The organism is Nocardiopsis sp. CNZ308, from assembly GCF_004217075.1.
Genome location: NZ_SHKJ01000001.1, coordinates 273,076 through 292,567, shown reverse-complemented (window position 1 = coordinate 292,567; position 19,492 = coordinate 273,076). Strand labels below are relative to the sequence as shown.

Genomic DNA, 19,492 nt, shown 5'->3' with positions numbered 1-19,492 from the left:
ACGGCGGGCCCGCGGGCGCGTCGAGGACATTCCGGGAAACGGCCGGATTCGAACAGCCGTTCGTCTATAGTGGTGGCACCCTGAGCGCTCCGGCGCCGGGGTGCCGCCTTGTTTCGCGAGGTGGAAGAAACCGTCGTCGGCGGTCGTTAGGCTGGACGGGCGGGAGAGGCGAGCGTCCTCCCCCCTCTCCTCAGCGGCCCGCCTCCGGGGCCCGGGCGGTCTCCGGGAGGCCCCGACCGCCGCACGCGAAGTTCCACACGGGTCAGCCGACGTCACGCGACGGGGTCCGCGTCCTGTGCGCCAGAGCCGAAGGATGTCTCACTCGATGGTCGAACAACTGGTAGTCCGGGGAGCCCGGGAGCACAACCTCAAGGACGTCTCGCTGGACCTGCCGCGCGACTCCATGATCGTGTTCACCGGCCTGTCCGGTTCGGGCAAGTCGTCGCTGGCCTTCGACACGATCTTCGCCGAGGGCCAGCGGCGCTACGTGGAGTCGCTGTCGGCCTACGCCCGCCAGTTCCTGGGGCAGATGGACAAGCCGGACGTGGACTTCATCGAGGGCCTGTCCCCGGCGGTGTCCATCGACCAGAAGTCCACCAGCCGCAACCCCCGCTCCACCGTCGGCACCATCACCGAGGTCTACGACTACCTGCGGCTGCTGTGGGCGCGCATCGGCGTCCCGCACTGTCCCGAGTGCCGCCGCGAGATCGCCCGCCAGACCCCGCAGCAGATCGTGGACCGCGTCCTGGAGATGGAGGAGGGCACCCGCTTCCAGGTGCTCGCCCCCGTCGTGCGCGGACGCAAGGGCGAGTACGTCGAGCTGTTCAAGGACCTGCAGTCCAAGGGCTACACCCGCGCGGTGGTGGACGGGCAGGCCGTGCGCCTGGACGAGGCGCCCAAGCTGGGCCGCTACGACAAGCACGACATCGCCGTGGTCGTGGACCGCCTCAGCGTCAAGCCCTCCTCCCGCGGGCGCCTGACCGACTCGGTGGAGACGGCGCTCAAGCTGGCCGGGGGCACCATCATCCTGGACTTCGTGGACGTGGAGGCCGGGGACCCCGACCGCGAGAAGGTCTTCTCCGAGCACCTGTACTGCCCCTACGACGACCTGTCCTTCGAACAGCTCGAACCGCGCTCCTTCTCCTTCAACGCCCCCTACGGCGCCTGCGCCGAGTGCTCGGGCCTGGGCACCCGCATGGAGGTCGACCCCGAACTCCTGGTCCCCGACCCCGAGAGGACGCTGGCCGAGGGCGCCATCGGCCCCTGGTCGGGCGGGCCCAACAGCGGCTACTGGGAGCGCATCCTCAAGGCGGTGGGCGAGGCGATCGGCTTCGACCTGGACACCCCCTGGGAGCGGCTGCCGCGCCGCGCCCGCAAGGCCCTGCTGGAGGGGCACGACACCCAGGTCCACGTCAGCTACCGCAACAGGTACGGGCGCAACCGCTCCTACTACACCGAGTTCGAGGGCGTCATCCCCTGGGTCAAGCGCCGCCACTCCGAGACCGAGAGCGACTACGGCCGCGAACGGCTGGAGGGGTACATGCGCACCGTGCCCTGCCCGACCTGCGAGGGCACGCGCCTCAAGCCGGTCGTGCTCGCGGTGACCGTGGGCGGCAAGTCCATCGCCGAGGTCGCCCAGATGCCGCTCAGCGACAGCGCGGCCTTCCTGGCCGCGCTCACGCTCTCCGAGCGCGACGCGGTCATCGCCGCCCAGGTGCTCAAGGAGATCAACGCCCGGCTCGGCTTCCTGCTCGACGTCGGCCTGGACTACCTGAGCCTGGCGCGCTCCTCGGGCTCGCTCTCGGGCGGGGAGGCCCAGCGCATCCGTCTGGCCACCCAGATCGGCTCCGGTCTGGTGGGTGTGCTGTACGTGCTGGACGAGCCCTCCATCGGCCTGCACCAGCGCGACAACGCGCGCCTGCTGGAGACCCTCCAGCGCCTGCGCGACATCGGCAACACGCTCATCGTCGTCGAGCACGACGAGGACACCATCCGAGCCGCCGACTGGGTCGTGGACATCGGCCCCGGCGCGGGTGAGCACGGCGGCCACGTCGTGGTCTCGGGGATCGTGGACGAGCTGCTCACCTCCGAGGACTCCCTCACCGGCGAGTACCTGTCCGGCAAGCGCGGCATCGAGGTGCCCGTGGAGCGCCGCCCCCTCACCCGGGGCCACGAGCTGGTGGTCCGGGGAGCGCGCGAGAACAACCTCCACGGGGTCGACGTCGCCTTCCCGCTCGGCGTGTTCACCGCCGTCACCGGCGTGTCCGGCTCGGGCAAGTCCACCCTGGTCAACGAGATCCTCTACAAGGCGCTGGCCAAGGAGCTCAACGGGGCGCGCGACGTGCCCGGCCGCCACCTGCGGGTCAACGGCACGAACAAGGTGGACAAGGTCGTGCACGTGGACCAGAGCCCCATCGGGCGGACCCCGCGCTCCAACCCGGCCACCTACTCGGGGGTCTTCGACCACATCCGCAAGCTGTTCGCGCAGACCACCGACGCCAAGACGCGCGGTTACCAGCCGGGCCGGTTCTCCTTCAACGTCAAGGGCGGCCGCTGCGAGGCCTGCTCCGGAGACGGCACGCTCAAGATCGAGATGCAGTTCCTGCCCGACGTCTACGTGCCCTGCGAGGTGTGCCACGGCGCCCGGTACAACCGGGAGACCCTCCAGGTCCGCTACAAGGGCAAGAACATCTCCGAGGTCCTCAACATGCCGATCTCGGAGGCCCTGGAGTTCTTCGAGCCGATCAACGCCATCCGCCGCCACCTCCAGACCCTGGCCGACGTCGGCCTGGGCTACGTGCGGCTGGGCCAGCCCGCCACGACGCTGTCGGGCGGTGAGGCGCAGCGGGTCAAGCTCGCCGCCGAGCTCCAGCGCCGCTCCACCGGGCGGACGGTGTATGTGCTCGACGAGCCCACGACCGGCCTGCACTTCGAGGACATCCGCAAGCTGCTGGGCGTGCTCAACCGGCTGGCCGACACCGGCAACACGGTGATCGTCATCGAGCACAACCTCGACGTCATCAAGACGGCCGACCACGTCATCGACATGGGTCCCGAGGGCGGCTCCGGCGGCGGCACCGTGGTCGCGCAGGGAACCCCGGAGGAGGTGGCCGCGGTGGCCGAGTCCTACACCGGGCGTTTCCTGGCCAAGATGCTCTGATCCCGCGCCCGACGCCAGCGCGGCGCCCCGTCCCGGTCCCCGCGGGGCGGGGCGCCGCGCTGCCCGTGGCCGTCGGGTTGGCGGGTTCGCGACAGATGTCTCACCTGAGTAGAGTCGAGCGTGTCCGCGTCCCGCCCGGCCATCCCCGCCCCGGGCGCCGTGTCCGCGCCCGGCCCCCGCGCGACTCCGATGAACCGCCCTGGAGGTTGGCCAGCCCATGAACGTCCCTCCCCGACCGGACCGCGGCGGGCCGACGCCTCCGGAGACCCAGCCGCTCCCGTCCCACCCCGGGCCCGGGGAGCCCGTCGGCGCCCACGGCGGCCTCCACGAGGACGCCCGCTCCGGCGCGCAGGGCCCCGTGCCGGGCCCCGAACCCGTGGAGCCGCTCTATCCGCTGGCCGCCTGGCGTACGCGGGCGTACGCGCGCGGCATCGACCTGCTCCTGGTCGCCCTGCCCGCGCTGCTGCTGGCGCTCGTGCTCTCCCTGGCCTGGGTGGGCGTCCAGGCGGTCGGCTCCGGCGACACGACCGGTATCGGTGACCGGTACCCGCTCTTCCTGTCGGTGACCTTCTTCCTGCTCTACGCGGGCTATGAGACCCTCGCCCTCTCCCGCTGGCAGCAGACGCTGGGCAAGCGCCGCGTCGGACTCAGGGTCGCGCCCCAGGCCGGGAACGGCAGCCTGGGCACCCTGCCGATCGCCGCCCTGACGGTGCGCGCCGCGCTGCTGGCCCTGCCCTTCCTGCTGTTCTTCCTGTTCTTCAGCGCCGTCTGGTTCTGGTGGTTCCTGGTGGCCGTGACGGCGCTGCTCACCGGCGGGATGGCCGCCTGGAACCGGCCCAACCGGCAGGGGCTGCACGACCGGATCGCTGGCACCGTGGTGCTCGACGTGGCTGAGGTGAGCCCGCAACCCCCGAAGACGCACCCGTATCCGCCGCGGGCCTGAGGGTTCTCGCGCGCACCCCGGAACCCGGGCACACCGCCGCACCTACTACATTGTGTAGTGATATTTCGGTGCAGGTGAGGAGCGTTTCGTCGTGGCCGGTAAGAGGACGTGCGGGTGCGGGATGAGCAGGCGCCGACTGCTCGGGACGGCGGGGACGGCCGCGGCCGTCACGGCCGTGAGCGCCTGCGGCGGACAGGAGCCCAAGCCGCAGGAGGTCCGGTACGGCCAGGTGGTCGGTCAGACCACCGACGTCCCCGAGGGCGCGGGAGCGGTCTTCAGCAACAGCAAACTGGTCGTGACCCAGCCCGAGGCGGGCCAGTACCGGGCCTTCGGCGCCTCGTGCACGCACGCGGGCTGCACCGTCCAGGAGGTGGACGAGGTCATCCGGTGCCTGTGCCACGGCAGCGAGTTCGACATCTCCACCGGGGAGGCGCTGGTGGGTCCGGCCCAGGAGCCGCTGGAGCCGTTCGAGGTCACCGTCGAGGGCACCGACATCATCCTCCAGGGCCCCTCCTCCTGAAAGGGGCCGAAGGGCGGATCCGAGCGAGGACTCCACGGACCCGCCCGCCGCGACACCACGGCGCCCGGAGCGGATCTTCCGCTCCGGGCGCCGTCGCGTGTGTGGACCGGTCGGGCTCAGGCCTCGCCGGGGTCGCCCCCGGGCGGGCCGCTGACGCCGTTGGGCTCGTGGCGCCGGAAGGCCGAGGTGGGGAACTGGGCGGCGTAGGTGGCCTCGTCCGCGTCCTCGGAGGGCAGGAACTGGGCGCGGTGGCGCGGCAGCGACTCGGGGTAGTTCTCGACCAGCCAGCCGATGAGGTGCTCGCGGATCTCGCAGGCGATGTCCCACTGGTGTCCGGTGTCGGCGGCGGTGGCCACCACCCGCACCAGCACCTCGCCGCTCGGGGCGATGTCCACGACCTGGCAGGACCAGCTGCGCCCGTCCCAGTGCTCGCTGCGGGTGATCAGGCGCCCGGTCTCCTCGCGCATCTCCTCGATCGGCACCTCCCAGTCCAGCGGGAACACCACCTTGGCGGTGATCGCCGTGCCCTGCTTGGTCCAGTTCTCGAAGCTGGTCGTGGTGAAGTTGGCGACCGGGACCACCAGGCGGCGCTCGTCCCAGATCTTGATGGTGACGTTGACCAGGCTCAGCTCCTCGACCCGGCCCCACTCGCCCTCGACCACGACGACGTCGCCGATGCGCAGGGCGTCGCTGAAGGCCAGCTGGAGCCCGGCGAACAGGTTGGCCAGTGTGGACTGGGCCGCCACACCGGCCACGATGCCGATGATGCCCGCGGAGGCCAGCAGTCCGGCGCCGAGCGCGCGGACCTCGTCGAAGGTGAACAGGATGGCGGCGACCGCCAGCACCACGATGATCGAGGTGATCACCCGGCGCAGCAGCCGCACCTGGGTCTGGATGCGCCGCGCCTTGCGGTCGGCGTCGCCGTTGGCGACCGACAGCCGGGCCAGCACCATGTCCGTGACCGCGTAGGCCAGGCTGACGCCCAGGCCCGTCAGCGTCGCGATCATGAGGATGCTCATCGCGTGGTCGATGGCCTGGTACGTGCCCCAGTCCACGTTGGCGGGGCTGGGCAGCGACAGGTTCGCGCCGACCACCGCGGCCGCGCCGTAACTGGTGTAGGTCGTGCGGTGGACCACGTGCTGGGACACCCGCCAGGCTTTGCCCAGCTTGTGCTTGAGCACCCAGCGCACGGCGAAGACCAGCAGCACCGCGACCGTGACGGTGACGCCGACCGTGATCCATTGGGGCAGGCTCACGACGAAGGGCCCCCTCTTGTCGTCGATGTCGGGAAGTTCCTGTGTACCCGCCCAACCTAGAGCATGCGGATACCCAATCGTGACGTTTCGCTTACCTTCGCCCGAGGGACGCGGGCGCGTGCGTCTCCGGCGGGGCGGGTACGGCGCGCGGGGGAGGACGGCGGGGTGAGACGTGCCACGCGCGGAGCGTACGGGGCTCGGTTGGCCGTATGTCCCCCCGACCTACCACAATGGGACCATGGCTGCGACTCCTCACCTGCGCCCCGCGCCCGGATCCATCCCCACCGACCCGGGCGTGTACCGGTTCCGGGACTCCTCCGGACGCGTGATCTACGTGGGCAAGGCCAAGAACCTGCGGTCCCGGCTCTCCTCCTACTTCCGCGACTTCGCCGGACTGCACCCGCGCACGCAGCAGATGGTCTCCACCGCCGCCGACGTCGACTGGACGATCGTGGGCACCGAGGTGGAGGCCCTCCAGCTGGAGTACTCCTGGATCAAGCAGTACGACCCCCGGTTCAACGTCAAGTACCGCGACGACAAGAGCTACCCCTACCTGGCGGTCACCCTCAACGAGGAGTTCCCCCGGGTGCAGGTCATGCGCGGCGCCAAGCGCAAGGGGGTGCGCTACTTCGGCCCCTACTCCCACGCCTGGGCCATCCGCGAGACCGTGGACCTGCTGCTGCGGGTCTTCCCCGTGCGCACCTGCTCCCCGGGGGTGTTCCGCGGCGCCCGCAACAGCGGCCGCCCCTGCCTGCTCGGCTACATCGGCAAGTGCGTGGCCCCCTGCGTGGGCAAGGCCTCGCCCGAGGACCACCGGGCCCTGGCCGAGGACTTCTGCTCCTTCCTGGCGGGCGACACAGGCCGGTTCCTGCGCGAGCTGGAGGGGCGGATGCGCGAGGCCGCCGGGGAGATGGAGTACGAGCGGGCCGCCCGCATCCGCGACGACATCGAGGCCCTGCGCGCCGCCCTGGAGAAGCAGGCCGTCGTCCTGCCCGACTCCACCGACTGCGACGTCATCGCCGTGGCCGACGACCAGTTGGAGGCGGCCGTGCAGATCTTCCACGTGCGCGGCGGGCGCATCCGCGGACAGCGCGGCTACGTGGTGGACAAGGTGGCCGACGACGGCCCCGGCGAGCTGATCGCGACCTTCCTCGGCCAGATCTACGGTCCCACCCAGGGCGACGACGAGAGCGGGGGCACCGGCACCGCCGTCCCCCGCGAGGTCCTGGTCTCCCACGAGCCCGCCGACCCCGAGGCCATGGCCGCCTGGCTGTCGGAGCACCGCGGCTCCTCGGTGGACCTGCGGGTGCCGCGGCGGGGCGACAAGAAGTCCCTGATGGAGACCGTCGCCAAGAACGCGGCCGAGTCGCTGGCCCGGCACAAGACCCACCGAGCCGGGGACCTGAGCACCCGCGGCCGCGCCCTCCAGGAGATCCAGGAGGCACTGGAGCTGTCCGAGGCGCCGCTGCGCATCGAGTGCTTCGACATCTCCAACCTCCAGGGCGAGCACGTGGTGGCCTCCATGGTCGTCTTCGAGGACGGCCTGGCCCGCAAGTCCGAGTACCGCCGCTTCTCCGTCCGCGGCAGCGGCGAGGGCGGCCGCGAACAGCACGACGTCGCGGCCATGTACGAGGTCGTCCACCGGCGCTTCCGGCGCTACCTGGAGGAGAGCGCCCGCAGCGGCGAGGTCGCCCGCATGGGGGAGACCGGCGACCACGGTGGTCACCAAAGCGACGACGAGCCGTCACCCGGGAAGTTCGCCTATCCGCCTAACCTGGTGGTGGTGGACGGCGCCCGGCCCCAGGCCGAGGCGGCGCGCCGCGCCCTGGACGAACTCGGGATCGAGGACGTCGCCGTGTGCGGTCTGGCCAAGCGCCTGGAGGAGGTGTGGTTGCCCGGCGACGAGGACCCGGTGATCCTGCCCCGCGCGGGTGAGGGGCTCTACCTGCTCCAGCGGGTGCGCGACGAGGCCCACCGCTTCGCCATCCAGTACCACAGGCACAAGCGCGCGAAGGCGCTGACCGGCAGCAGCCTGGACGAGCTGCCCGGTCTGGGGCCGTCCCGCAGGACGGCCCTGATCAAGGCGTTCGGCTCGGTGCGCAGGCTCGCCTCGGCCACGGCCGAGGAGATCGCGGCGGTGCCCGGGATCGGCCCCAAGCTGGCCGAGGCCGTGCACGCGCACCTGTCCGGCGGCCCCGCCACGACGGAGGGGCGGGGCGACGGGGCACCAGCACAGCACATCACTGACGGGGGAGGAGACGCATGACGGTCGAACTGGGTGGGGAACTGCCACCCGAGGTGGTCATCGTCACCGGCATGTCCGGTGCGGGCCGCAGCACGGCGGCCAGGGCCCTGGAGGACCTGGACTGGTTCGTGGTGGACAACCTGCCGCCCGGCCTGCTGCCGACGATGATCGAGCTGGCCGGACGCACGCACGGGGCGGTGCCGCGGGTCGCCGTGGTCGTGGACGTGCGCTCGCTGGCCTTCACCGAGGACCTGCTGTCCACGGTGGAGGAACTGCGCAAGCGCGACATCACCGCGCGCGTGCTCTACCTGGAGGCCGGTGACGACGCCCTGGTCCGCCGGTTCGAGGGCGTGCGCAGGCCCCACCCCCTCCAGGGCGACGGGCGCCTGACCGACGGCATCGACCGCGAGCGCGAGACCCTGCGGGCGGTGCGCGGTGAGGCCGACCTGGTCATCGACACCTCCCAGCTCAACGTGCACCAGCTCAAGGCCCGGGTGATCGGCTTCTTCGGGGAGAGCGACGAGGCGCGCCCCCGCGCCAACGTGGTCTCCTTCGGGTTCAAGCACGGCCTGCCCGTGGACGCGGACCTGGTGCTGGACTGCCGTTTCCTGCCCAACCCCCACTGGGTGCCCGAACTGCGCCCGATGAACGGCCGTGACGACGCGGTGCGCGACTACGTCCTGGCCCAGGACGGGGCCAAGGAGATGCTGGAGGCCTACTCCGACGTCCTCAAGCTGACCATCGCCGGGTACCAGCGCGAGGGCAAGCACTACATGACGCTGGCGGTGGGCTGCACCGGGGGCAAGCACCGCAGCGTGGCCATGGCCGAGCAGTTCGCCGACCGGCTGCGCGGGCAGGGTGTGGACGTGCACGTGGTCCACCGGGACGTCGGCCGGGAGTGACCCGCGGGCGCCCGACACGCGCCCTGCCCGCGGTGCACCGTTCTCGGTGGTACGGTCCGATTCGTCCGGTGGACATGGGACGAGGGGCAGACCACAGCCATGGCGAAGAGCACAGCACCCGACGGTGACGGGCGGCGTCCGCCCCGGGTGGTCGCGTTGGGGGGCGGGCACGGCCTGCACGCCTCCCTGTCGGCCCTGCGCAGGGTGACGACCGACGTGACGGCGGTCGTCACCGTCGCCGACGACGGCGGCTCCAGCGGCCGCCTGCGCCGGGAGCTGGGCGTCCTGCCCCCCGGCGACCTGCGCATGGCGCTGGCCGCGCTGTGCGGCGACGACGAGTGGGGCCACACCTGGAGCGAGGTGATCCAGCACCGCTTCCGCTCCGAGGGCGAACTGCACGGCCACGCGGTCGGCAACCTGCTGATCGTGGCCCTGTGGGAGCTGCTCGGCGACTCCGTGGCGGGCCTGGACTGGGTGGGCCAGCTGCTGGGCGCGCACGGCAGGGTGCTGCCGATGTCGTCGGTGCCGCTGGACATCGCCGCCGAGGTGTCGGGGATCGACCCGGCGCGGCCCGAGGAGCTGACCACGGTGCGCGGCCAGGTGGCGTGCGCCAGCACCAGCGGCAAGGTGCGCTCCATCTCACTCATCCCCGAGGACCCGCCCGCCAGCCCGCAGGCGGTCAAGGCGGTGCGCGAGGCCGACTGGGTGGTGTTCGGCCCCGGATCGTGGTTCACCAGCGTGCTGCCCCACCTGCTGGTCCCGGACCTGGCGCACGCCCTGGTCACCACCCGCGCCAAGCGCATGGTGGCGCTGAACCTGTCCCCGCAGCGGGGCGAGACCGACGGCTTCCGCCCCGAGACCTACCTGGAGGTGCTGCGCGAGCACGCGCCCAAGCTGGGGGTGGACGTGGTGCTCGCCGACCGGGGGACCGTCGAGGAGCCCGAGCCCCTGGTGCGGGCGGTCGGCGAGCTGGGCGGGCGCCTGGAGCTGGCGGAGCTGTCCCGCGACGACGGCACACCGCGACACGACCCCGACCGGCTCGCGGCGGCCTTCGAGAGGATCCTGGAGGGCTGAGGGCCGCGGTCCTCGCAGGTCGAGGGCAATTGGCCGCACACCGGCACGAAGGCCCCCAGGGTGCGCGGCGCGGCTGGTCGGCGGATGGGCAACACGCCGTGCGGGGGTCGGCAGCCAGCGCCCGGTCACGTAGTCTGCCACGGAGTAAGCCGCTCGTGGCCGGGCCGCGGCGGCGCATCCCCGGTGCCGAGTGCGTGGTGCCGGGTCGGGTTGTGTGACGGGGAGGACCTCAGCGATGGCGATGACCGGCGTGGTGAAGGATGAGTTGAGCCGGCTGACCATTCTCAAGCCATGCTGCCGCAAAGCCGAGGTGTCCACGATCCTGCGGTTCACCGGGGGCCTGCACCTGGTGGGAGGGCGCATCGTGATCGAGGCCGAACTCGACACGGGCGCGGCCGCGCGCCGCCTGCGCAAGGACATCTCCGAGGTCTTCGGCCACGAGTCCGAGGTGGTCGTGCTGTCCCCGAGCGGCCTGCGCAAGGGCAACCGGTACGTGGTCCGGGTGATCAAGGACGGCGAGTCGCTGGCCCGGCAGACGGGGCTGGTGGACAACAACGGCCGCCCGGTGCGCGGCCTGCCCCGGCACGTGGTGGCCGGCGGAGCCTGCGACGCCGAGTCGGCCTGGCGGGGCGCGTTCATCGCGCACGGCTCCCTGACCGAGCCGGGCCGGTCGATGTCGCTGGAGGTGACCTGCCCCGGGCCGGAGGCCGCGCTGGCGCTGGTGGGTGCCGCACGCCGGCTCAAGGTGCACGCCAAGGCGCGCGAGGTGCGCGGCGTGGACCGGGTCGTGGTCCGCGACGGCGACTCCATCGGCGCGCTGCTGACCCTGCTGGGCGCGCACCAGAGCGTGCTGGCCTGGGAGGAGCGGCGGATGCGCCGGGAGGTGCGCGCCACCGCCAACCGGCTGGCCAACTTCGACGACGCGAACCTGCGGCGCAGCGCGCGGGCGGCGGTGGCCGCGGGCGCGCGCGTGGAGCGGGCCCTGGAGATCCTGGGCGAGGACGCGCCCAAGCACCTGGTGGCCGCGGGCCAGCTGCGCCTGGCGCACAAGCAGGCCTCCCTGGAGGAGCTGGGACAGCTGTCCGTGCCGCCGCTGACCAAGGACGCCATCGCCGGGCGTATCCGCAGGCTGCTGGCGATGGCCGACAAGCGCGCGAGCGACCTGGGCATCGAGGGCACCGAGGCCAACCTGACCCCGGACATGCTGGTCCCCTGACCCGGAGCCCTCCCGCGGCCCCGGGGCGTTGGCGCCGTAACACCGATGTTCGGCTTTGTTAACTGCGAAAACTCCGGGATAACTTCGGAAAATGGTATAGACCTCTCCGCCTCGCAGTGCCAGGATGGTCGCGAATCCACCGGGCCCGCAGGCTCGGCCGTGGCCCAGCAGCGGCTCTTCGCCGGTGCTCCGCTAGGCTCGTGGTGAACACCCTGTGTGCGTTGAACCTGCTCATGGCGGTCGACCGGTTGACCCCGGAGTACGGCGTTCCAGGCGGGGGTTAATGCCCGGGTGGAAATGATGTGCGATATATGAGGAGATTGGTTCCGTGACCATCCGTGTAGGCGTCAACGGCTTCGGCAGGATCGGCCGCAATTTCTGGCGCGCGGTCGCCGCTGGTGGTAGCGACATCGAAATCGTCGCGGTCAACGACCTCACCGACACCAAGACGCTCGCGCACCTGCTCAAGTACGACACCGTGCTCGGCACCCTGGAGGGCGACGTCGAGGTCGGCGACGACTTCATCCGCGTGGGCGACAAGACCATCAAGGTCCTGGCCCAGCGCGACCCGGCCCAGCTGCCCTGGTCGGACCTGAACGTGGACGTGGTGGTCGAGTCCACCGGCATCTTCACCAAGGCCGAGGACGCCAAGAAGCACATCGAGGCCGGCGCCAAGAAGGTCATCATCTCCGCCCCGGCCAAGGGCGAGGACATCACCGTCGTCATGGGCGTCAACGACGACAAGTACGACGCGGCCAACCACCACGTCATCTCCAACGCCTCCTGCACCACCAACTGCGTCGCGCCGATGGCCAAGGTCCTCCTGGACAACTTCGGCGTCAAGCAGGGCCTGATGACCACGGTCCACGCCTACACCAACGACCAGGTCATCCTGGACTTCCCGCACAAGGACCTGCGTCGCGCCCGCGCGGCCGCGCAGAACATCATCCCGACCACCACCGGTGCCGCCAAGGCCACCGCGCTGGTCATCCCGAGCTCCAGGGCAAGCTGGACGGCATGGCCATGCGCGTCCCCGTGCCCGACGGCTCCGTGACCGACCTGGTCGTCACCCTGGAGCGCGAGGTCACCAAGGACGAGGTCAACGCCGCGTTCAAGGCCGCCGCCGAGGGCCCGCTCAAGGACGTGCTCGTCTACACCGAGGACGAGATCGTCTCCTCCGACATCGTGGGCACCTCGCCCTCGTGCACCTTCGACTCCAAGCTGACCATGGCCTTCGGCAACCAGGTCAAGATCGTCGGCTGGTACGACAACGAGTGGGGCTACTCCAACCGCCTGGTCGACCTGGCCAAGCTGGTCGGCTCCGGCCTGTAGCGTCCACGGCCCTCATGGCCACCGGCGCGTGAGACGGCACCCCTTCGCCCGCAGTGCGCGCGGAGGGGTGCCGTCGTGCGAGCCCCTCCCGGCCCCACCGCCCGGGACCGCCACACCCCACATTCCAAGAGGAGACCCAGCATGCGGACGATCGACGACCTCGACGTCTCCGGCAGGCGCGTGTTCGTCCGGGCCGACCTGAACGTGCCCCTGGACGGCGACCGCATCACCGACGACGGGCGCATCCGCGCGGCCGTGCCCACCATCTCCGCGCTGCGCGAGCGCGGCGCCCGCGTCATCGTCGCCGCCCACCTGGGCCGCCCCAAGGGCGCCCCGGACCCCCGCTACTCGCTGCGTCCGGTGGCCGCCCGCCTGGGCGAACTGCTCGGCGCCGAGGTGGCCTTCGCCTCCGACACCGCCGGGGAGTCGGCCCGCGCCACCTCCGAGGCCCTCACGGACGGCCAGGTCGCCCTGCTGGAGAACGTGCGCTTCGAGCCGGGGGAGACCAGCAAGGACGACGCCGAGCGGGGGGAGCTCGCCGACCGCTTCGCTCAGCTCGCCGACCTGTACGTGGGCGACGCCTTCGGCGCCGTGCACCGCAAGCACGCCAGCGTCTACGACCTGCCCGGCAGGCTGCCGCACGCCGTCGGCGGCCTGGTGCTGAACGAGGTCGAGGTGCTGCGCAGGCTCACCGGCGACCCCCAGCGGCCCTACGCCGTGGTCCTGGGCGGTTCCAAGGTCTCCGACAAGCTCGGCGTCATCGACAACCTGCTGGGCACCGCGGACCGCCTGCTCATCGGCGGCGGCATGGTCTTCACCTTCCTCAAGGCCCAGGGCCACGAGGTCGGTTCCAGTCTGCTGGAGGCCGACCAGCTCGACACCGTCAGGGGCTACCTGGAGCGCGCCGAGCGCGAGGGCGTGGAGATCGTCCTGCCGGTGGACGTGGTGGCCGCCGAGAAGTTCTCCGCCGACGCCGCGCACGACGAGGTCGCCGTCGAGGCCATCCCGTCCGACCGGATGGGCCTGGACATCGGCCCCCGCAGCCGGGAGCTCTTCGCGCGGAAGCTGGCCGACGCCCGCACCGTGTTCTGGAACGGCCCGATGGGCGTGTTCGAGATGGCGCCCTACGCCGGGGGCACCCGCGCGCTGGCCCAGGCCCTGATCGACTCCGGCGCCTTCACCGTGGTCGGCGGCGGCGACTCCGCCGCGGCCGTGCGTGCGCTGGGCTTCGACGAGGCGGCCTTCGGCCACATCTCCACCGGCGGCGGCGCCAGCCTGGAGTACCTGGAGGGCAAGGACCTGCCCGGTATCGACGCCCTCAAGTAAGTCCGAAGTCCCCTTTCACAGACGAGGAAGTGCCGACATGTCCCAGCGCCTGCCGCTCATCGCGGGCAACTGGAAGATGAACAACAACCACCTGGAGGCGATCGCGCTCGTCCAGAAGCTGGCGTTCGCGCTCAACGACAAGGACTACGACAAGGCCGAGGTCGTCGTCCTGCCGCCGTTCACCGACCTGCGCAGCGTCCAGACCCTGGTCGACGGCGACAAGCTCAAGATCGTCTACGGCGCCCAGGACATCTCCGCGCACGAGAAGGGCGCCTACACGGGCGAGATCTCCGGGTCCATGCTGGCCAAGCTGGACTGCTCCTACGTGCTGGTGGGCCACTCCGAGCGCCGCGAGTACCACCGCGAGGACGACGCCCTGGTCAACACCAAGGTCAAGGCGGCGTTCGCCAACGGCATCGTCCCGATCCTGTGCGTGGGCGAGGGCCTGGAGGTCCGCAAGGCGGGCCAGCAGGTCGAGCACGTCCTGGCCCAGCTGGACGGCGCCCTCAAGGAGGTCCCGGCAGAGCAGGCCGAGAGGATCGTCGTCGCCTACGAGCCCGTGTGGGCCATCGGCACCGGCGAGGTCGCCACCCCCGAGGACGCCCAGGAGGTGTGCTCGGCCATCCGCGCGCGCCTGGCCGAGCTGTACTCGCCCGAGGTCGCGGGCGCGGTGCGCGTCCTCTACGGCGGTTCGGTCAAGGGCGACAACGCCCCCGGCATCATGGCCAAGGACGACGTCGACGGTGCCCTGGTCGGCGGCGCCTGCCTCAAGGCCGACGAGTTCGTGAAGATCATCCGCTTCGGCGACAACTAGCCGCGGCGCGGACCCCGCCCGTCACTCTTCGATGCCCGATGGTGACGGGCGGGGTGCCCGACAGGTCGCCGGGTCGGGCTAGACTTCGCTGTGGGGTTCTCCGTGCCTCGCGGTTTCCCCGCCCGTGCCGCCAAGGGCACGGTAAAATCCGAAATTGTCCCCGGTCCCCTGATTCCCAGGTGCCCGCGCCGGTCCGGTGTCACCGCTGGTGCGCACGGGAAACGAGGGTCGGTCCATAACCCCCCCGCTTCGGGGTCGAGCTACGGGTGAGCGTGTGATCCTCGGTCTGTCCATCCTCGTGATGCTTCTCAGCGTGCTGCTGGTCCTCCTGGTGCTCATGCACAAGGGCAAGGGCGGCGGTCTCTCCGACATGTTCGGCGGCGGCGTCACGTCCTCGCTCGGCGGATCGTCGGTGGTCGAGCGCAACCTCGACCGGATGACCATCGTGATCGGGGTCGTGTGGATCATCGCCATCGTCATCCTCGGCCTGCTGATCAACCGGGGCATGTAGCCCGCGACCCGCGGGCACACCCCGTCCACCGTCAAGCTCGCCCGAGAACCGGTGAGCGAGTTCGCCGAAGGAGTTTTTCGTGGGTAGTGGCAGTGCCATTCGTGGCAGCCGTGTCGGAGCCGGTCCCATGGGTGAGGCCGAGCGGGGCGAGGCCGCCCCGCGCGTCCGGGTTCCGTTCTACTGCGCGAACCTGCACGAGGTCGTGCCCAGCTTCGCGAGCGAGGCGCTGGTCCCCGACGAGTGGGACTGCCCGCGCTGCGGCTTCCCCGCGGGCAAGGACAAGGCGAACCCCCCGTCTCCGCCGCGCACCGAGCCGTACAAGACCCACCTGGCGTACGTGAAGGAGCGGCGCAGCGAGGAGGAGGGCAAGCTCATCCTCGATGAGGCCCTGGCCAAGCTGCGCGCCGACCGCGCCGCCGTCGAGGCCCACATGAGGGCCAGGCAGAACTAGCCGCTCCTTCCCCCGCAGGCTTTCCGTGGGGCCCGTCGCGGTCGCGACGGGCCCCACGCGTGTCCGGGTCCGGTGCCCCGGCCGTACGTGAATACGAGGACGAACTTCTCATTCTCGGGACTGGTGTGGTTCTTGGGAAATAGAGTGATCGGCACGCACCCCGACAGCCCCTGTGAGGAGATGGTGTCGATGTCTACGTGCCCCACCGGCGGGGACCACGACTGGATACTCGGCGACGACCGCAAGTTCCAGTGCGCCAAGTGCGGGGCTCAGAGCGCCCGGCGGTTCTGAGCCCCGGGACCGGGCTGGACCGTCCCGCGCCCGGCCAGCTGCCCGTTCTCCGCGGCACGCCAGGTCACCGGTTCCCCCAGGGTCTCGGCCACTCCCTTGGCCCAGCGCTCCAGGCAGGCGAACCTGTCCGGCCCCTCCGGAAGCACGGTGCGCCCCTGGTAGGGCACCCCGTCCAGGACGATCACCTCGCCGTTCAGCCTCAGCTCGGTGTCGTACTCGCTCGTGTTCGGCCTCATGGACCGGACTCTAGCGCTCCCCGGCCGCGTCCACCCGTGCTTTGGCCCATCATCCCCGCGTCCGCGCGGGGTCCGGCGCACGGAGCACCCGCCGGAGTGGGGACAATGGTGGGTATGGCCTCCCCCGAACCCGCGGACGCCCCCGCCGCCACCCGAGGTGTTCCCTCAGACCTGACCCGAACGCCCGAGAGCGTCTCCCACCTGCGCAGGTACGTCAGCCTGCGCGGCCCCAACACGCGCATGTGGATGGCCGTGGCCTACTTCTCCGCCGCCCTCACGGCGGGGTTCGTGGTGGTGCTGGGGTCGATGCTCTGGCACGTGCTGCGCGAGGAGACCACGGTCGGCTCGGTGACGCTGTGGGCCTTCGCGGGTCTGGTCATGCTCTTCGTGGGCCCGGGGAGCAACGTGTTCGTGCTGCGCGGGCTGCCCCAGCGCATCACCCGGCAGGGCATCAGCGCCGACAGCGACGGCGTCACCGTCCTGCAGGAGCGCAAGTGGTGGTTCCCCGGCGAGGGGACGTTCATCGCCTGGACGGAGATCCGGCGCATCCGCGAGGTGCACACCGGCGGGCGCAGGCTCACCTACTTCATCGAGTTCGTGCTGGACACCCACCGCACCGACGCCGAGCTGCCCAGCTGGGCCGAGACCGCCGAGAGCCTGGACCTGGAGGCGGTGGACGCGCCCACGCAGTTCTACGTGCAGGTGCCCGCCGACCTCAAGGAGAAGATCCTGCGGATGGTGGAGCGCACGGCCCCGCTGCCCTCGGTCGTGGAGCGGACCCCGCCGCTACGGTGAGGCGCGGCCGTCCAGACGACGGGTCAGGTCGGCCGCCGCGTCGCGCACCCGCCCGGCCAGGGCCTGCGGGGTGACCGGCCGCGCGCTGGGCACCGTCAGGCTGATCGCCGCCGCGGGGCGGCCGTTGTGGTCGCAGGCGGCCGCGGCCACCGACACGAAGCCCTCGGTGACCTGCCCGTCCTCGATGGACCAGCCCTGGCGCCGCTCCTCGGCCAGCACCCGGCGCAGCTCGCCGGGCGAGGCCGGGCCCCGGCCGGTGCGGGTGGTGAAGGCCGCCGCGTCCGGGTACAGGGCGCGCACCTGGGCGCGCGGCAGCCGGGCCAGCATGGCCCGCCCCGACGCGGTCAGGTGCGCGGGCAGGCGCACCCCCACCCCGGTGATCAGCGACGGGGCGTGCGGCGGCTGCTCCTTGAGCAGGTACAGGGTGTCGGCGCCGTGCAGCACGCCCAGGTGCGCGGTGGCGCCGGTGGCCTCGGTGAGCTGGTGCAGCAGCGGGCGGGCCAGGCGCTCGACGCCGTCGTGGCGCAGGTAGGCCGAGCCGATCTCGAAGGCCGCCACGCCCAGGCCCCAGCGGCGCTCCTCGGGCAGGTGGGTCACGAAGCCCTCCCGCGCCATGGCCTCCAGCAGCTGGTACACGCTGGAGCGGGGCATGCCCAGCTCGGCGGCGATCGCCGAGGCCGACACCGGCCCGGGGCGGGTCGCCAGGAAGCGCAGCAGCCGCAGCGCGCGGGTGGCCGCCGGAACGAGGCTCATGCCCTGATTGTCCCACGGTGCGGCTCCCCTGTTGTCTGAGATCCCAGACGGAACCCTCGTGTCAGCCCTTCACCAGGGGTCACGCGGGGGGTCAAATGGGAGGCATGTCCACAGCAGTTCCTTCCGTCGTCGTCGGCGATGCGCCGCTCACCCCGGCCCAGATCCTCGACGTGGCCCGCCACGGCGCCCGTGTCACCCTGTCCGAGCAGGCCCGCAAGGCCCTCCACCACGGCCGCGAACGGGTCGAGTCGCTCGCCCGCGGCGAGGTTCCCGCCTACGGGGTCAGCACCGGCTTCGGCGCGCTGGCCACCCGCCACATCGCCCCCGACCTGCGGGCCCGCCTCCAGCGTTCGCTCATCCGCTCGCACGCCGCCGGGACCGGGCCCGAGGTGGAGGACGAGGTCGTGCGCGCCCTCATGCTGCTGCGCCTGCGCACCCTGGCCTCGGGCAACACCGGCGTGGAGGTCGCCACCGCCGAGACCCTCGCCGCGCTGCTCAACGCCCGCATCACCCCGGTCGTGCACGAGTACGGCAGCCTGGGCTGCTCGGGGGACCTGGCGCCCCTGTCGCACGTGGCGCTGGCCCTGATGGGCGAGGGCCGGGTCCGCGACGCCGCCGGGCGGGACCTGCCCGCCTACACCGCCCTGCACGAGGCCGGGATCCGCCCGGTCGAGCTGGGCGCCAAGGAGGGCCTGGCGCTGATCAACGGCACCGACGGCATGCTCGGCATGCTCGTGCTGGCCTGCATGGACCTGGAGCGCCTGCTCAAGGTCGCCGACATCACCGCGGCCATGAGCGTCGAGGCGCTGCTGGGCACCGACCGCGTCTTCGCCGAGGAGCTCCAGCGCCTGCGCCCCCACCCCGGCCAGGCCGCCTCCGCGGCCAACCTGCGCGCCCTGCTCGACTCCTCGCCCATCGTCGCCTCCCACCGAGGCCCCGACTGCAACCGGGTCCAGGACGCCTACTCGCTGCGCTGCGCCCCGCAGGTGGCCGGAGCCGCCCGCGACACCCTCGCCCACGCGCTGCTGGTGGCCGGACGCGAACTCGACAGCGTCATCGACAACCCCGTGGTCCTGGACGACGGACGGGTGGAGTCCAACGGCAACTTCCACGGCGCGCCCGTGGCCTACGTGCTCGACTTCCTGGCCATCGCCGTCGCCGACACCGCCTCCATCGCCGAGCGGCGCACCGACCGCATGCTCGACGTGTCCCGCTCCCACGGCCTGCCCGCCTTCCTGGCCGACGACCCCGGAGTGGACTCCGGGCACATGATCGCCCAGTACACGCAGGCCGCCATCGTCTCCGAGCTCAAGCGCCTGGCCGTGCCCGCCAGCGTCGACTCCATCCCCAGCTCGGCCATGCAGGAGGACCACGTGTCCATGGGCTGGTCGGCCGCCCGCAAGCTGCGCCGCGCCGTGGACGGGCTGACCAGCGTGCTGGCGGTGGAGCTGCTCACCGCCGCCCGCGCCCTGGACCTGCGCTCGCCGCTGGAGCCCGGCCCCGCCACCGGCGCCGTGCTGCGCACCGTACGGGAGAAGGTCTCCGGACCCGGCCCCGACCGCCACCTGGCCCCCGAGATCGCCGCCGTCGCCGACCTGATCACCGACGGTTCCGTGGTCGCAGCCGCCGAGTCCGTCGTCCCCCTGGCCTGAACCGACCCGAACACC

The 19,492-nt window shown here is 71.8% G+C and carries 16 protein-coding genes and 1 pseudogene; 14 read left to right on the top strand and 3 right to left on the bottom strand.

What is annotated here, in order from left to right; all coding sequences use genetic code 11:
- Positions 1-325 precede the first annotated feature (325 nt).
- The 3 genes from uvrA (at position 326) to EV372_RS01225 (ending at position 4,623) form a co-directional block, all read left to right on the top strand.
- Positions 326-3,160 (top strand): excinuclease ABC subunit UvrA, encoded by a 2,835-nt coding sequence (uvrA, locus tag EV372_RS01235; RefSeq protein WP_130394433.1) that lies wholly within the window; start codon positions 326-328, stop codon positions 3,158-3,160.
- 217 nt (positions 3,161-3,377) lie between these two features.
- On the top strand, positions 3,378-4,103 hold the full coding sequence (locus EV372_RS01230; RefSeq protein ID WP_130394430.1) for an RDD family protein: 726 nt from the start codon (positions 3,378-3,380) through the stop codon (positions 4,101-4,103).
- A 121-nt stretch (positions 4,104-4,224) separates the two neighbouring features.
- Entirely contained in the window at positions 4,225-4,623 is a 399-nt protein-coding gene (locus EV372_RS01225; protein ID WP_019610504.1) for a Rieske (2Fe-2S) protein, read from the top strand.
- Between the two features lie 116 nt (positions 4,624-4,739).
- Here the strand turns inward: EV372_RS01225 and EV372_RS01220 are convergent, their stop codons facing one another.
- Positions 4,740-5,879 carry a mechanosensitive ion channel family protein gene (locus tag EV372_RS01220; RefSeq protein WP_130394428.1) on the bottom strand — a complete coding sequence of 380 codons (1,140 nt, stop codon included), beginning with the start codon at positions 5,877-5,879 and terminating at the stop codon, positions 4,740-4,742.
- Positions 5,880-6,117: 238 nt separating this feature from the next.
- Between EV372_RS01220 and uvrC the strand changes: the two genes are divergently transcribed.
- The 9 genes and pseudogenes from uvrC to EV372_RS01175 all read left to right on the top strand — a co-directional run bounded on the left by uvrC (position 6,118) and on the right by EV372_RS01175 (position 15,750).
- On the top strand, positions 6,118-8,145 hold the full coding sequence (uvrC, locus tag EV372_RS01215; protein ID WP_130394426.1) for an excinuclease ABC subunit UvrC: 2,028 nt from the start codon (positions 6,118-6,120) through the stop codon (positions 8,143-8,145).
- Positions 8,142-9,026 (top strand): RNase adapter RapZ, encoded by an 885-nt coding sequence (gene rapZ, locus EV372_RS01210; RefSeq protein ID WP_013154030.1) that lies wholly within the window; start codon positions 8,142-8,144, stop codon positions 9,024-9,026. The genes uvrC and rapZ overlap by 4 nt, the downstream gene beginning before the upstream one ends.
- 99 nt (positions 9,027-9,125) lie before the next feature.
- The gene (locus EV372_RS01205; RefSeq protein ID WP_013154029.1) at positions 9,126-10,100 is read left to right on the top strand and encodes a gluconeogenesis factor YvcK family protein; all 975 of its coding nucleotides are present in this window, start codon (positions 9,126-9,128) and stop codon (positions 10,098-10,100) included.
- 235 nt (positions 10,101-10,335) lie between these two features.
- Entirely contained in the window at positions 10,336-11,316 is a 981-nt protein-coding gene (whiA, locus tag EV372_RS01200; protein ID WP_013154028.1) for a DNA-binding protein WhiA, read from the top strand.
- 328 nt (positions 11,317-11,644) lie between these two features.
- Positions 11,645-12,648 (top strand): annotated as a pseudogene (gene gap, locus EV372_RS01195) (type I glyceraldehyde-3-phosphate dehydrogenase).
- 141 nt (positions 12,649-12,789) lie between these two features.
- Entirely contained in the window at positions 12,790-13,974 is a 1,185-nt protein-coding gene (locus EV372_RS01190; protein ID WP_130394425.1) for a phosphoglycerate kinase, read from the top strand.
- 37 nt (positions 13,975-14,011) lie between these two features.
- Complete coding sequence (gene tpiA / locus EV372_RS01185) at positions 14,012-14,788, top strand: triose-phosphate isomerase (RefSeq protein ID WP_130394423.1); 777 nt, start codon at positions 14,012-14,014, stop codon at positions 14,786-14,788.
- A gap of 274 nt (positions 14,789-15,062) precedes the next feature.
- The gene (gene secG, locus EV372_RS01180) at positions 15,063-15,299 is read left to right on the top strand and encodes a preprotein translocase subunit SecG (RefSeq protein ID WP_130394421.1); all 237 of its coding nucleotides are present in this window, start codon (positions 15,063-15,065) and stop codon (positions 15,297-15,299) included.
- 79 nt (positions 15,300-15,378) lie between these two features.
- On the top strand, positions 15,379-15,750 hold the full coding sequence (locus EV372_RS01175; RefSeq protein ID WP_013154023.1) for an RNA polymerase-binding protein RbpA: 372 nt from the start codon (positions 15,379-15,381) through the stop codon (positions 15,748-15,750).
- 269 nt (positions 15,751-16,019) lie between these two features.
- Here EV372_RS01175 and EV372_RS01170 read toward each other — a convergent pair whose 3' ends face one another.
- On the bottom strand, positions 16,020-16,277 hold the full coding sequence (locus tag EV372_RS01170; RefSeq protein ID WP_130394419.1) for a hypothetical protein: 258 nt from the start codon (positions 16,275-16,277) through the stop codon (positions 16,020-16,022).
- A 114-nt stretch (positions 16,278-16,391) separates the two neighbouring features.
- Between EV372_RS01170 and EV372_RS01165 the strand changes: the two genes are divergently transcribed.
- A complete protein-coding gene (locus EV372_RS01165) occupies positions 16,392-17,072 on the top strand; it encodes a hypothetical protein (protein ID WP_165435949.1) in 681 nt (226 codons plus the stop codon).
- On the opposite strand, the gene EV372_RS01160 is transcribed toward EV372_RS01165, so the two are convergent.
- On the bottom strand, positions 17,064-17,825 hold the full coding sequence (locus EV372_RS01160; protein ID WP_130394415.1) for an IclR family transcriptional regulator: 762 nt from the start codon (positions 17,823-17,825) through the stop codon (positions 17,064-17,066). The genes EV372_RS01165 and EV372_RS01160 overlap by 9 nt on opposite strands.
- 104 nt (positions 17,826-17,929) lie before the next feature.
- Between EV372_RS01160 and hutH the strand changes: the two genes are divergently transcribed.
- Positions 17,930-19,477: a histidine ammonia-lyase gene (gene hutH, locus EV372_RS01155; protein WP_117197946.1), complete on the top strand. Its 1,548-nt coding sequence runs from the start codon at positions 17,930-17,932 to the stop codon at positions 19,475-19,477.
- The last annotated feature ends 15 nt before the right edge of the window (positions 19,478-19,492 follow it).